The 13,167-nt window shown below is 66.9% G+C and carries 17 protein-coding genes; 11 read left to right on the top strand and 6 right to left on the bottom strand.

Going from position 1 to position 13,167, the window contains the following annotated elements:
* Nucleotides 1–46: 46 nt before the first annotated feature.
* Genes OB2597_RS18545 through OB2597_RS18555 form a run of 3 tightly spaced genes read right to left on the bottom strand, consistent with a single transcriptional unit; the run spans nucleotide 47 to nucleotide 2,288 of the window.
* The gene (locus tag OB2597_RS18545; RefSeq protein WP_009807151.1) at nucleotides 47–493 is read right to left on the bottom strand and encodes a MaoC family dehydratase; all 447 of its coding nucleotides are present in this window, start codon (nucleotides 491–493) and stop codon (nucleotides 47–49) included.
* Nucleotides 493–1,461, bottom strand: a complete 969-nt coding sequence (locus OB2597_RS18550) for a threonine ammonia-lyase (RefSeq protein WP_084658941.1) — start codon at nucleotides 1,459–1,461, stop codon at nucleotides 493–495. The genes OB2597_RS18545 and OB2597_RS18550 overlap by 1 nt, the downstream gene beginning before the upstream one ends.
* 8 nt (nucleotides 1,462–1,469) lie before the next feature.
* Nucleotides 1,470–2,288, bottom strand: a complete 819-nt coding sequence (locus tag OB2597_RS18555; RefSeq protein ID WP_009807153.1) for an alpha/beta fold hydrolase — start codon at nucleotides 2,286–2,288, stop codon at nucleotides 1,470–1,472.
* A gap of 187 nt (nucleotides 2,289–2,475) precedes the next feature.
* Here OB2597_RS18555 and OB2597_RS18560 point away from each other — a divergent pair, with 187 nt between their 5' ends.
* Nucleotides 2,476–3,105, top strand: a complete 630-nt coding sequence (locus OB2597_RS18560) for a hypothetical protein (protein WP_009807154.1) — start codon at nucleotides 2,476–2,478, stop codon at nucleotides 3,103–3,105.
* On the opposite strand, the gene irr is transcribed toward OB2597_RS18560, so the two are convergent.
* Nucleotides 3,067–3,483 carry a Fur family transcriptional regulator Irr gene (gene irr, locus OB2597_RS18565; protein ID WP_009807155.1) on the bottom strand — a complete coding sequence of 139 codons (417 nt, stop codon included), beginning with the start codon at nucleotides 3,481–3,483 and terminating at the stop codon, nucleotides 3,067–3,069. The two genes, OB2597_RS18560 and irr, sit on opposite strands and share 39 nt — an antisense overlap.
* A 200-nt stretch (nucleotides 3,484–3,683) precedes the next feature.
* On the opposite strand from irr, the gene fabA reads away from it, so the two are divergent.
* From fabA to OB2597_RS18585, 4 genes are all read left to right on the top strand, one after another.
* Nucleotides 3,684–4,193 (top strand): bifunctional 3-hydroxydecanoyl-ACP dehydratase/trans-2-decenoyl-ACP isomerase, encoded by a 510-nt coding sequence (gene fabA / locus OB2597_RS18570; RefSeq protein ID WP_009807156.1) that lies wholly within the window; start codon nucleotides 3,684–3,686, stop codon nucleotides 4,191–4,193.
* Between the two features lie 25 nt (nucleotides 4,194–4,218).
* Nucleotides 4,219–5,448: a beta-ketoacyl-ACP synthase I gene (gene fabB, locus OB2597_RS18575; RefSeq protein ID WP_009807157.1), complete on the top strand. Its 1,230-nt coding sequence runs from the start codon at nucleotides 4,219–4,221 to the stop codon at nucleotides 5,446–5,448.
* A 5-nt stretch (nucleotides 5,449–5,453) separates the two neighbouring features.
* Nucleotides 5,454–6,242, top strand: coding sequence for an enoyl-ACP reductase FabI (locus tag OB2597_RS18580; RefSeq protein WP_009807158.1), 789 nt, complete (start codon nucleotides 5,454–5,456; stop codon nucleotides 6,240–6,242).
* A gap of 138 nt (nucleotides 6,243–6,380) precedes the next feature.
* The gene (locus tag OB2597_RS18585; protein WP_009807159.1) at nucleotides 6,381–7,061 is read left to right on the top strand and encodes an FAD-binding oxidoreductase; all 681 of its coding nucleotides are present in this window, start codon (nucleotides 6,381–6,383) and stop codon (nucleotides 7,059–7,061) included.
* A gap of 1 nt (nucleotide 7,062) precedes the next feature.
* On the opposite strand, the gene OB2597_RS18590 is transcribed toward OB2597_RS18585, so the two are convergent.
* Entirely contained in the window at nucleotides 7,063–7,932 is an 870-nt protein-coding gene (locus OB2597_RS18590) for a hypothetical protein (protein ID WP_009807160.1), read from the bottom strand.
* A 119-nt stretch (nucleotides 7,933–8,051) separates the two neighbouring features.
* On the opposite strand from OB2597_RS18590, the gene miaB reads away from it, so the two are divergent.
* The 4 genes from miaB (at nucleotide 8,052) to OB2597_RS18610 (ending at nucleotide 11,667) form a co-directional block, all read left to right on the top strand.
* Entirely contained in the window at nucleotides 8,052–9,374 is a 1,323-nt protein-coding gene (miaB, locus tag OB2597_RS18595) for a tRNA (N6-isopentenyl adenosine(37)-C2)-methylthiotransferase MiaB (RefSeq protein WP_009807161.1), read from the top strand.
* 238 nt (nucleotides 9,375–9,612) lie between these two features.
* Nucleotides 9,613–10,188, top strand: coding sequence for an OmpA family protein (locus tag OB2597_RS18600; protein WP_009807162.1), 576 nt, complete (start codon nucleotides 9,613–9,615; stop codon nucleotides 10,186–10,188).
* Between the two features lie 11 nt (nucleotides 10,189–10,199).
* A complete protein-coding gene (locus OB2597_RS18605) occupies nucleotides 10,200–10,529 on the top strand; it encodes a hypothetical protein (protein ID WP_009807163.1) in 330 nt (109 codons plus the stop codon).
* Between the two features lie 121 nt (nucleotides 10,530–10,650).
* The gene (locus OB2597_RS18610; RefSeq protein WP_009807164.1) at nucleotides 10,651–11,667 is read left to right on the top strand and encodes a PhoH family protein; all 1,017 of its coding nucleotides are present in this window, start codon (nucleotides 10,651–10,653) and stop codon (nucleotides 11,665–11,667) included.
* 18 nt (nucleotides 11,668–11,685) lie between these two features.
* Here OB2597_RS18610 and OB2597_RS18615 read toward each other — a convergent pair whose 3' ends face one another.
* A complete protein-coding gene (locus OB2597_RS18615) occupies nucleotides 11,686–12,156 on the bottom strand; it encodes a hypothetical protein (RefSeq protein ID WP_148234762.1) in 471 nt (156 codons plus the stop codon).
* A gap of 202 nt (nucleotides 12,157–12,358) precedes the next feature.
* Between OB2597_RS18615 and OB2597_RS18620 the strand changes: the two genes are divergently transcribed.
* Together OB2597_RS18620 and ybeY are read left to right on the top strand one after the other, a co-directional pair.
* Nucleotides 12,359–12,595, top strand: coding sequence for a hypothetical protein (locus OB2597_RS18620; protein ID WP_148234763.1), 237 nt, complete (start codon nucleotides 12,359–12,361; stop codon nucleotides 12,593–12,595).
* 46 nt (nucleotides 12,596–12,641) lie between these two features.
* On the top strand, nucleotides 12,642–13,136 hold the full coding sequence (gene ybeY, locus OB2597_RS18625; RefSeq protein ID WP_009807167.1) for an rRNA maturation RNase YbeY: 495 nt from the start codon (nucleotides 12,642–12,644) through the stop codon (nucleotides 13,134–13,136).
* The last annotated feature ends 31 nt before the right edge of the window (nucleotides 13,137–13,167 follow it).

The raw sequence follows: 13,167 nt of genomic DNA on the forward strand, positions 1-13,167 counted from the left end.
TCGCCTCCCGCCGGAGACTATCACGCAAAGTAGTTGTCTGTGTCAATTAGATAGATGCGGCCCGTCGACGCTGAAGATGCGTGATCGAATAGGTGAGAACGGGCTCATCCCTCTGATTGCGCACCACATAATCCGTTTCGACACGCCCGCGGTCGGGGCGGGATGCCGATGGCGTGGCCGAGCGAACGGTGCCTGTCACCCGGATCTCGTCGCCCGGGCGCACCGGTTTCAGCCAGCGGATTCGGTCCATTCCCGGCGATCCCATCGAGGATTCGTTGATGATGTTCGCGCGCAGCGTCAGCGCGAAGGAGATGGCGCAGGTCTGCAGCCCGCTGGCGATCAGCCCGCCATAGATCGACGCGGCGGCGGCCTCGCGGTCGAGGTGGAAGGGCTGGGGATCGTAGACCCGGGCGTAGTCGATGATCTCTTCCTCGGTGAAGACGTGGCCCGGCGTCTCGAAGGTGAAGCCCTCGTACATGTCGTCGAAGAACATCACGAGGTCCTCCCGTGGCGGGCGAGGGCCCCGGAATGCACCTCGGGATCGACATTCCCGCCGGAGATCACGACCACCACCGCGTCGCCCGTGATTTCGGTCGGGCGCAGCAGCGCCGCGGCCAGCGCGACGGCGCCGCCGGGCTCCGCCACGACCTTGAGCCGCAGAAACGCCTGCGCCATGCCATGCAGCGCCTCGTCGTCCGAGACGGCCAGCCCCGGCCCGCAGAGCCGCCGGATGATCGGGAACGTCAGGTCGCCCGGCTGCGGCGTGACGATCGCATCGCAGATCGACCCCGACAGGCTGTCGTTGCGCTCGATCCCGCCCGCCAGCAGAGACCGGCGCACGTCGTCGAATCCCTCCGGCTCGACAGGGCGCACGCGCAGGCCCGGTGCCTCGGCCTCGCAGGCCAGCGCGATTCCCGAGGTCAGGCCGCCGCCCCCGCAGCAGACCAGCACCTCGGCGGCGTCGATCCCCGCCTCTGCCGCCTGCGCGGCGATTTCCAGCCCCACGGTGCCCTGGCCCGCGATCACCTGCGGCTCGTCGTAGGGGCGGACCAGCGTCAGCCCGCGCTCGGTCGCGATGCGCTCTCCGATCTCCTCGCGGCTCTCGGTCGCGCGGTCGTAGAGCACCACCTCGGCCCCGAGCGCCGCCGTGTTCGCGCGTTTCAGCGCCGGCGCGTCCGAGGGCATCAGGATCACGGCGGGCGCGCCGTGACATGCGGCCGCCCAGGCCACACCCTGGGCATGGTTCCCCGAGGAATAGGCCATCACGCCCGCGCTGCGCAGATCGGGGTCCATCGCCGACAGCGCCGACCACGCCCCGCGCGCCTTGAAACTGCCGGTGTGCTGGAGGCACTCGGGTTTCACGTAGACGCGCCGCCCCGCGATCTCGTCCAGGAAGGGCGATGTCAGCAGCGGTGTCCGCCGGATATGCCCGGCCGCCCGTCGGGCCGCATCGCGGATCATGTCGATATTCAACGCAGTGCCTCCAGCCAGCGGGTCAGGGCGTCGACGGCCTCGGGCTCGTCGAGAAACGGGATGTGGCCGCGGTCCGGAACCTCGGCCTCGATCAGGCCGGGATGGCGGCGGGCCATTTCGCGCACCGTCGCGGCGCTCAGCAGGTCCGAGTTGGCCCCCCGTATCACCGCGCAGGGCAGGCCGGTCAGCAGGTCGAAGAGCGGCCAGAGGTCTGGCGCCGGCTTCTCCATCACCGCGGCGACCGCCTCTCTCAGGCGGGGGTCGTATTTCAGTGCCAGCCCCGTATCCGTCTCGTCGAGGATGTGGGACAGGAACTGGCGCCACCGCTCCCTGCCGACGCCGTCGAAGCCCGGCGCGCCGACGCGGGCCTCGGCCGCGGCGTCGAGCGTCGGCTCGGGCGGCACCCGTCCGAGGTAATCCATGATCGCGTCCAGCCCGCCGGGTTCGACGGCGGGTCCGACGTCGTTGAACGCCACGCCCAGCAGCCGGTCCTTCGCGGTGGCGCCCATCACCATCGCCACCATCCCGCCGCGCGAGGTTCCGAGAACGCCGGCCCGGTCCACCCCGAGGTGATCCAGCAGGGCCAGCGCATCGCGCGCCTCGACCGGCACGGCGTAGTCCTCGGGGCCGGTGTGGTCCGAGAGGCCCCGGCCACGATAGTCCATCCGGATCAGGCGCGCGTCGGGAAGATGCGGCGCGACGAAATCGAAGTCCCGCGCGTTCCGCGTCAGGCCCGAGAGGCAGAGGACCGGCACGCCCGCGCCCGCGTCCTCGTAATAGAGCCGGGTTCCGTCCGGGGCAGTGAAATGCGGCATGGGGTCTCCTGCGGTCGTCGGCTGTCCGGCGATGACCCTATCACCTGCGGTCCGGGGGGAAAGCCAAAGTTCCCTCGCCGCCGAATGGCCGCGGTTGCGGCGCCTTCCCTTCGCTCCTGCTTCGCGTGACTTTCGCATGGGGCTGGTAAAGTGGTACCATATTGCACGTGTCTTCTCGGAGGCTGTCATGCCGAGATCGGTTCAACGCCTGTTCGACCTGGTCGGGCGCCTGCAGGAACGGTTGCCGATCCGCCCGCTTCGGGGCGAGGGCGGCGCAGGTCCCGCAGGGTCCCGGCTCCGCCTCATCCCCGCCCCTCTACCTTTCCGGGGCGGCCGGGCGACGCGACGGTCCGGGCCGGATGGGCCGCCGATCCGGCTGGCGCACGTGGTGACGGCGCCGGTGATCTATCTGCTGATCATCCCGTTTGTCCTGCTCGACCTGTTCGTGAGCGCCTATCAGGCGATCTGCTTCCCGGCCTACGGCATTGCCCGGGTGAAACGCTCGGACTACATCCGCCTCGACAGGTACAAGCTGGGTTACCTGAACCTGACGCAGAAGATGAACTGCCTCTATTGCGGCTACGTCAACGGCCTCATCGCCTATGTCGGCGAGGTCGCCGGCCGGACCGAGGCCTACTGGTGCCCGATCAAGCACGCGGCCCGCGTGGCGGGGCGGCATCGGCACTACGAGGGGTTCATGGAGTACGGCGACGGCGACGCCTTCTGGCCGCGGCTCGAACGACGCCGGCGGAGACTGTCGGGCCCGACGGCCGGCCGCTCAGCTGCGGCGAAGGCGGATGACGACATCGACCTTTGACAGCTCGGCCCCCTCCGGCAGATCCGGAAGGCTGGTGATCTTGAGCTGTTCGGCCGGCGCATCGGTCAGATGCCCCGTGTCTTCCCAGAAGAAATGCGGGTGATCGTGCATGTTGGTGTCGAAGTAGCTCTTCGAGCCGTCCACCGTGATCTCCTGCATGAGGCCCGCGTCGCAGAAGGCCCGCAGCGTGTTGTAGACGGTCGCCAGCGACACGGACTGGCCGCTGTCCTGCACCGCGGCGAACAGGCTTTCCGCCGTCACATGCCGGTGCTGCCCGTCGCCGATCAGCAGCTCGGCCAGAAGGGCGCGCTGGCGCGTCGGCCGCAGGCCCCCCCGGTTCAGCCAGGAGATCGCGTCTGTTCGTGCGGTGTCGGTCATGGTATCCGGAATTGTCTCGATCCGTCGGGTTGCCGGTCAATATAAGGTCAGGATCGCCCGGAATTCAACGGCATTGGCGGGAAACGATCAAATCGACCGCCCGGTGCCATCGCGACGCCACGCAATCCGCCGCCCTTGCAAGGCGCGCAAGCGCGGTGATAGACGAGGCTCAGTTTCGACAAGGAAAAGGGGTCGCCTGCATGGCCGAGTATCCGACCAGCTTCGACAGGGACGATCTGCTGAAATGCGCGCGCGGCGAGCTGTTCGGCCCCGGCAACGCCCAGCTTCCCGAACCTCCGATGCTGATGATGGACCGGATCACGGACATCAGCGCCGACGGCGGCGCGCATGGCAAGGGCCACGTCAGGGCGGAATTCGACATCAGCCCCGACCTCTGGTTCTTCGAATGCCACTTTCCGGGAAACCCGATCATGCCGGGCTGCCTGGGCCTCGACGGGCTGTGGCAACTGACCGGGTTCAATCTCGGCTGGCGCGGCTGGCAGGGCCGTGGTTACGCTCTGGGCGTGGGCGAGGTCAAGCTGACGGGGATGGTCCGGCCCGACCGCAAGATGCTGACGTATTACGTGGATTTCACCAAGGCGATCCAGACCCGCCGGCTGACCATGGGCGTGGCCGATGGCAGGGTTGAAGCGGATGGCGAGGAAATCTACGTGGTGAAGGACATGAGGGTCGCTCTCTCCGAGAGCTGACCCGCAACGGTTAGGGGAGGGCGCCATGCGCCGAGTCGTCGTCACCGGTCTGGGGATCGTCTCCAGCATCGGCAACACTGCCGAAGAGGTCACCGCCGCGCTCAGGGCGGGCCGGTCCGGAATCGAGGCCTCGGCGGAAATGGCCGAACACGGCTTCCGCAGCCAGATCGCCGGGACCCTCAAGATCGATCCGGCCGAGCATATCGACAAGCGGACGCTGCGCTTCATGGGGCCCGGCGCGGCCTATGCATACATCGCCATGCAGCAGGCCATCGCCGACGCCGGCCTGGACGAGTCGCACATCACCGATCCGCGCACCGGCCTTGTGGCCGGATCGGGCGGCCCGTCGACCTCGGCCATGCTGGCGGCGCACCAGACCGTCCTGAAGACCGGCGGGACCAAGCGGATCGGCCCCTTCGCCGTGCCCAAGTGCATGTCCTCGACCGTGTCGGCTAACCTTGCCACGGCGTTCAAGATCAAGGGCATCAACTATTCCATCACCTCGGCCTGCTCGACCTCGCTGCACTGCATCGGCAATGCGGCCGAACAGATCATGCTGGGCAAGCAGGACATCATGTTCGCCGGCGGCGGCGAGGAACTGGACTGGACGCTTTCGTGCCTGTTCGACGCCATGGGCGCCATGTCGTCGAAGTTCAATGACACGCCCGCCAGGGCCTCTCGCGCCTTCGACGAGGCGCGCGACGGCTTCGTCATCTCGGGCGGCGGCGGCATGGTCGTTCTCGAGGATCTGGAGCATGCCAGGGCGCGTGGCGCGAAGATCTACGCCGAGGTCACGGGCTACGCCGCCACCTCGGACGGGCACGACATGGTGGCCCCCTCGGGCGAGGGCGGCGAACGTGCCATGAGCCTCGCGCTCTCGACGCTGCCCGAGGATCGCAAGGTCGGCTACATCAACGCGCACGGCACATCGACCCCCGTCGGAGACGTGGGCGAGGTCGAGGCCGTCCGCCGGGTCTTTGGCGAGGGCACGACCCCGCCGATCAGTTCCACCAAGTCGATGACCGGACATGCGCAGGGCGCCGCGGGCGCGCTCGAGGCGATCTTCTGCCTGCTCATGCTCAAGGACGATTTCATCACCCCCTCGATCAATGTCGAGACCCTCGACCCGGCGCTCAAGCCCGAGGAGATCGCGACCGCACTGGTCGAGAACGCGGGCCTCGACACGGTGATGACCAACAGTTTCGGGTTCGGCGGGACGAACGGGTCCATGCTGCTGAGCCGTTATCACGGATAAGCGACATGACAGGACAACTGACCGGCAAGCGTGGCCTGATCATGGGCGTGGCCAACGACCGCTCCATCGCCTGGGGCATCGCCAGGGCCATGGCCGAAGCCGGCGCCGAACTGGCGTTCAGCTATCAGGGCGAGGCCTTCGGCAAGCGCGTCATGCCCCTGGCGCAGAGCCTCGGCAGCGATTTCATCGTCGACATGGACGTGACCGACGACGCCTCGCTCGACCGAGGGTTCGCGGAACTCAGGGAGAAATGGCCGACGATCGACTTTCTCGTCCACGCCATCGCCTTTTCCAGCAAGGACGAACTGGCGGGCCGGTTCATCAACACCAGCCGCGAGAACTTCAAGCTGTCGCTCGACATCTCGTGCTATTCCCTGATCGATGTCTCTCGCCGGGCGGCGCCGATGATGAAGGACGGCGGAACGATCCTGACCCTGACCTACCAGGGCTCGACCCGGGTCACGCCCTATTACAACGTCATGGGCGTGGCCAAGGCGGCGCTGGAATCGGCGGTGCGATACCTGGCCAACGACCTCGGGCCGGACGGGATCCGGGTCAACGCGATCTCGCCCGGGCCGATGAAGACCCTGGCCGGCGCGGCGATCTCGGGCGCGCGCAAGACCTTCCGCCAGACCGAATACAATGCGCCGATGCGGTCCAACGCCACGCTCGAGGCGGTCGGCGGAACGGCGGTCTACCTGGCATCCGGGGCGGGCGCCTTCACCAGCGGCGAGATCATCCGCGTCGATGGCGGCTATCACGTCCTCGGCATGCCCCAGCCCGAGAACCTGTAACCCGGCAGAGCGCCGCCGCGGGCGGCGCGCATCTTCCACTCGCGGTCTTGCCCCGGCAAGCCCGCTCGGCTTGGCGCCGTGCCCCGCCGGAGGAACCGGCCTCCGGGGGCGGGGTTGGTCGGACAAAGGAGATTTGTCATGACCCATACTCTCACGCTCAAGCGGATCGAGCCCGTCACCCACGACACCAACCACCTGTGGTTCGATCGGCCCGAGGGGTTCGAGTTCCGGCCCGGGCAGGCGGTCGAGCTGGCCCTCGACGCCGATGGCTGGCGCGACGAGAAGCGCCCCTTCACCTTCGTGTCGCTGCCTGACGAGGAGGACCTGGAGTTCGTCATCAAGTCCTATCCCGATCATGACGGCGTGACCGAGCGGATCGGACGGCTGACCCCCGGCGACCGGGTGATCATCGACGAGCCCTGGGGGGCGATCACGGACGAGGGGCCGGGGTATTTCATCGCCGGCGGCGCCGGGATCACGCCCTTCGTCGCGGTGCTGCGCAAACGGCTGGCCGAGAACGGGCACCTGGAGGACTGCACGCTGATCTTTTCGAACGAGACCGAGCGGGACATCATCCTGCGCCGCGATTTCGAGCGCATGAACGGTCTCACCACGGTCTTTACCGTGACCGGCGACAGCGATCCCGGGGATGGGGTCGAGACCCGCAGGATCGACCGGCAGTTCCTGTCCGAACGGATCGATCCCGCGCGCGGCACATACTACATCTGCGGCCCCGAGCCGATGATCGACGATATCGAGACGGCGCTGCGCGACCTTGGCGTGCCAGAGGACCGGATCGTGACGGAAGACCTCGGCTAGGTCAGAACCACTGCCCCGGCTCCATCAGCCCGAGATCGAGCAATTGCCGCGACTGCCATTCGAACGGCTCGGAATTGTGCCAGCGGAACGTCTCGATCTCGTAGGTGGAGCCGGGGTTCCGCTTGAGCGCCTTCGCCACGCGGAAGGAACAGACCGCCGCCGTCAGGTTGTTGTGCCACTTGCAGGCGTAGGTGTTGTATTCCTCGACGTTGAACGTGTGGTCCGGCCGCAGCACCAGCCCCGGCCGCGCCCGAAATAGCGAGATGCGGTCGATCCGGCGCCGTTCGGGCGGCACGTGCTCCTCGTATCGCCAGCGCAACCCGCCGAAGAAATCGAGCTGCCGCTCCTTGGGATGGTTGTGATGCGCCGGGTCCGGCCGCGCGAGGGCATAATAGCCCGACCGGTCCAGCCAGGCCGCCTCCGGCGCCACCGCATCGGGATGTGCCTCGAGGTCGCCGGCATAGAGATCGACCACGTAGGTCAGCATCGCGTCGCGCCGTTCCCCGGTGTGGAAGGTCAGCATCTCGCCGACGGTGCGGGTCTCGCAGAAGGGATGGAACAGGTATTCGGTGTTGTAGCAGTAGTAGAGCCAGGCCCCCGGCACGGCCGCGGCGACGGCGGTCACGGCCTCGGGCAGGGACCCGCCCCGCGCGAGGTCGTAGTCCACGCGATGCACCACGGGCTCCAGGTCGCGTGCCAGCCGGAAATCGGGCGGCGCAAAGAGCGCGACCGCCGCGAACCCCGCCGCCCTGTGGTGGCGCAGGGTGCCGTCGATCTCGACCTCGTCCTCGGCGAAGATCATGGCCGAGGGTCCCTGCGCGAAATCCGCCGGCGGCGCCTGCAAGAAGGCTGCGAGAGTGTCGAAACGCATCGCTCTTTCCGGTCGTCCGCTGTTCTGGTCGGCCGCAGGGTTCCGCGTTTTCCCCCGCATTGCAAGAGCGGCCGCTTTCCGTTAGGCAGTCGCCCTGATCCCCGCAAGGCCCGTTGCCCATGTCCACGCCCCGCAAGCTCTTTATCAAGACCTATGGCTGTCAGATGAACGTCTACGACAGCGAACGCATGGCCGAGGCCCTGGGCGGCAGCGGCTATACCGAGGTCGGCTCGCCCGAAGAGGCGGACATGATCCTTCTCAACACCTGCCACATCCGCGAAAAGGCGGCCGAGAAGGTCTATTCGGAACTGGGCCGCTACAAGGACCTCAAGGCGGCGAAACCCGACCTCAAGATCGGGGTGGCGGGCTGTGTCGCCCAGGCCGAGGGAGAGGAGATCATCCGCCGCCAGCCGATGGTCGATCTCGTGGTCGGACCGCAGAGCTATCACCGCCTGCCCGAGATGGAGGCGAAGGCCGGCACCGAGAAGGTGGTCGACACCGATTTTCCCGAAGAGGACAAGTTCGAGCGGCTCAAGGCGCGGCCCAAGGCGAAGCGCGGGCCGACCGCCTTCCTGACCGTGCAGGAGGGGTGTGACAAGTTCTGCGCCTTCTGCGTCGTGCCCTACACGCGCGGGGCCGAGGTCTCGCGCCCGGTGGCGCGCGTCCTGACCGAGGCGCGCGATCTGGTCGAGAGGGGCGTGCGCGAGATCACGCTGCTGGGGCAGAACGTCAATGCCTATCACGGCGAAGGGCCCGACGGGCGCGACTGGTCCCTGGCCGGGCTGATCCGCGAATTGGCCGAGATCGAGGGGCTGGAACGCATCCGCTTCACCACCTCGCACCCCAACGACATGAGCGACGACCTGATCGCCGCCCATGGCGAGGTCGGCAAGCTCATGCCCTACCTGCACCTGCCCGTGCAGTCCGGGTCGGACCGGATCCTCAAGCGGATGAACCGCAGCCACGATCGCGACAGCTATCTCCGGCTCATCGACCGCATCCGCGCCGCCCGGCCCGACATCCTGATCTCGGGCGATTTCATCGTCGGCTTCCCCGAAGAGACCGACGCCGATTTCCGCGACACGATGCGCCTGATCGAAGAGGTCCGCTATGGGCAGGCCTTCTCGTTCAAGTATTCGACGCGCCCCGGCACCCCCGCGGCCGAGCGTGAGCAGGTCGCCGAAGAGGTGAAGTCCGCCCGCCTGCAGGAACTGCAGGCCCTGATCACCCGTCAGCAGCGCGCTGTCCAGGACGCCATGGTCGGCCAGACGGTCGGCGTGCTGATCGAGCGGGCGGGCCGGATGCCGGGGCAGATGGTCGGCAAGTCCGATCACCTGCACGCGGTGCACCTGACCGCCGATCTGGCGCCGGGCGACCTCGTCCGCGTGCGCATCACCGAGAGCGGGCCCAATTCGCTCGGCGGCGTTCTGGCCCGAGGGTGATTCTGCCGCGCCGCGCCCTGTCGGCGCGGAGGCCGAATGCGCGCGGACATTCGGCCGCCCGAACCTACAGGTGGTGGCGCTCGCACCGCAATATCCCATATTTCGGCCCTGCAGCCCGGATTGAATCTTCACAAGTGTTTGCAAAGCGTTAAAGTGAAGCCACAGAACAGCGCTGTGAACGGCCCCTGCGCGCGCGTGGCGCGCGGGCCGTTCATCGGGGGAAGCAGAGGACTAGACAGTGGCGAAGATCGACTTCGAAACCGTCGGCAGATGGATCAAGGGGCTTGCTGCCGCCGCCCTTTGCGCCGTGTCCGTATCCGGGCCGGCGACGGCCCAGGACAGCCGGCTTGGGTACAACGAAAGATACGTTCCGACGATCTGGGTCGACCCGGACGGGTGCGAGCACTGGGTCATGGACGACGGGCTGGAAGGCTACATGAGCCCGCACGTCAACCGACAGGGCATTCCCGTCTGCAATCGCGGCAACGTCTGCGGCGTGATGGAGACCGACCAGTTCTTCGCCACCGACAAGTACTATATCAGCCCGGCGAACAGGCAGCGCCTCGCCGAGTTCTTCAAGAGCTCGACCGCGACCGCCTTCATCATCGCCGGCCATACCGACAGCCGCGCCTCGGACGAGTACAACATGCGCCTGTCCTACAACCGTGCCAACGCGGTGGCCCGGGTCGCCGCGGCGACCGGCGCGCGGATCGCCGATGTCCGCGGCTACGGCGAACGGATGCCGGCCGCCACGAACAACACGCGTGCGGGGATGGCCAAGAACCGCCGCGTCGAAATCATCTGTATCCAGTAGGGGGCGCCGCCATGAAACTCATCAGGATCGCCCTGGGATGCGGACTGGTCGCCGGTCTCGCCGCCTGCGGCCACCCCAGCCCGACCCCCGACTTCAAGGGGCGCGACCGCGGCTTCGGAGCCAAGCATCTCAGCCAGCTTCAGGCCGGGATCTGGATAGATCCGAACGGCTGCGACCACTGGATCGTCGACGACGGCGCCGAGGGCTACCTGTCGCAGCGACTCGATCCCTATGGCAAGCCCGTCTGCTCGGGCACCGCCCCGCCGAACACGGCGACCGGCGGGTTCAAGCGCGGCGGGCATATCTTCGACCCGAGGACCCCGACAAATCCGCAAGGCTGACATGATCGTGAATGCCGGATATCCGCTCATCCAATGCCGCAGGTTACCGCCTGCGGCATTTTTGGTTTCCCGCGCCGCACGCGCTGACCTAAACTTGGACCATAAACACGAGGAGACCTGATTGGCCGCCACATTGCTGCCCCCCCGAGACGCCTCAGACGACACGCTCGCAGAAGTCGCGGTCGAATTTCCCGACAATTTCCTGCTGATCGAGCTGTGCGGAGAGTTCGACCGCAACCTCGCCGAGATCGAGCAGAAGCTTTCGGTCCAGATTCTCCGGCGCGGCAACCATCTGGTTGCCATGGGCGAAAAGCCCGCCGCCGAGGAAGCCGTGCAGGTTCTGCGCGCGCTTTACGCGCGGCTCGAGGCGGGGCGGCCGGTGGCCAGCGCGGACATCGACCGTGAATTGCGCATGCCGGGGGCCGAGCCGGAGCGGGCCAGCCGCGACGGCAACCAGTTCGAGATGTTCAAGGGCGGCCCGGTCGAGATCAAGACCCGCAAGAAGATGGTCGAACCCCGGACCGAGGCGCAGAAGGCCTATGTCCGCAACCTCTTCGAACACGAGATGGCCTTCGGAATCGGCCCCGCCGGGACCGGCAAGACCTATCTCGCCGTCGCGGTCGGCGTGTCGATGTTCATCGAGGGCGCGGTCGACAAGATCATCCTGTCCCGCCCGGCGGTCGAGGCGGGCGAAAAGCTCGGCTATCTGCCCGGCGACATGAAGGACAAGGTCGATCCCTACATGCAGCCGCTCTACGACGCGCTGAACGACTTCCTGCCCGGCAAGCAGCTGGCCAAGATGATGGAGGAGAAGGTGATCGAGATCGCGCCTCTGGCCTTCATGCGCGGCCGCACCCTCTCGAACGCCTTTGTCGTGCTGGACGAAGCGCAGAACGCCACCACCATGCAGATGAAGATGTTCCTGACCCGTCTCGGCGAGGGGTCGCGCATGGTCATCACCGGCGACCGCAGTCAGGTCGACCTGCCGCGCGGGATGCCCTCGGGTCTTCAGGATGCCGAACGCCTGCTGGGCCGTATCGACAAGATCAGCTTCAACTATTTCACCGCCCGGGATGTGGTGCGTCACCCGCTGGTCGCGGCGATCATCGAAGCCTACGAGGCCGACACGCCGGGCTGAGGGGCGGCCCGCGGCGGTTCAGCGCGGCCGGGCGGCGTGGTCTTCGCCGCAGCCTGACCGGTCCGCACCGCCCGTCACGATGCCGTGTTTCGGGCGGCGCCGGCCTCTGAGCAGCGCGGAGACTGTCCCTGTCATGGCTTCGACATCGAGCGGTTTCTCGAAGCACGCCAGGATGGCGGGATTGCTCCGCAGCGGGCGGGAATCCGACGTGGTCACCGCGATGACCGGAAGCTCGTGAATGGCGAGGTGGTCGATCAGCTCGTGCACCCTCGGCTTCGGGGATGCGAAATCGACGATGGCGGCCACGAAGGGCGCGAGGACGCCGGGCGCCGCCTCCCGGCTGACGGGGGACTTGAGCACGGGTTGGAAGCGCCCGGCCCTCAGCGACAACTCCAGGTCGAGGGAAAAGACGCTGTCGTCGCTCATGACGAGAATGCTGGGCCGAGCCCGGTCGATCAAGGTGGGATTCTGCTCATGCAATTCGCTCATGATTGCATGATGGCAGATGAGGTGAGAATTTCAATGTAAAACCAGATATTTAGCGTACTATTGCCCTGTTAATCCTCAGAGTGAGTGGAATGGGTTCTTAAGGGCAATATCAATAACCTCAAAGACCGCTTTCCACCAACTTTACTATTATGGCATAATGAGTGTAGTTTCCGCCGTAACCGAGACTGTTATGACCGATGGCATGTCCAAGAGACTGGAACGTCTGCAGATCATGCTCACCCAGGAGGAGCTGGAAGCGCTGGACAACTGGCGTTTCGAACAGCGCATGCCCAGCCGTTCGGCCGCCGCGCGCGAGCTGATGCGCCGTGGCCTCGCCGCCGAGGGCTATTTCGCGCAGGCCGACGGGGCCTCATCGTCCTCGGACTACGGTGTGCTGACCGACCCCGATCGCAAGGACGGACCCGCCAGGGACCGATGACGCTGCCGCACTGGCGGCGGCGGGGCGCAGGGGCTAAGTGGGGCGGATGGCCCTGATCGACATCATAATCGAGGACGAAAGGTGGACCGCCACCGACCTCGGCCCGCTGGCCGAGGCCGCGGCGACAGCGACCCTTGCGCATCTCGGCCTCGATCCCGGCGATTGGGAGATCTCGCTGCTGGCCTGCGACGATGCCCGCATCGCGGCCCTGAACGGCGATTTCCGCGGCAGGCGGGCGCCGACCAACGTTCTGTCCTGGCCCTCGGAAGAGCGTGCCGCCGAGGCCCCCGGCCAGGTCCCGACGCCGCCCGATCCCGACGGCGACCCGGAACTCGGCGACATCGCGATCGCCTTCGAGACCTGTGACCGGGAAGCGCGCGAGGCGGGCCGCCCGATGGCCGATCATGTGACCCACCTGATCGTTCACGCGACGTTGCACCTTCTGGGCTACGATCACGAAAGTGACCTCGATGCCACTCTCATGGAGGGATCGGAGGTCGAAATACTTGGCAAAATGGGTTTGCCGAACCCATATGGATGACATCGGGGAAGACTTTCCCCCCGCCGGCTGA

Source organism: Pseudooceanicola batsensis HTCC2597 (genome assembly GCF_000152725.1).
GTDB lineage: Bacteria > Pseudomonadota > Alphaproteobacteria > Rhodobacterales > Rhodobacteraceae > Pseudooceanicola > Pseudooceanicola batsensis.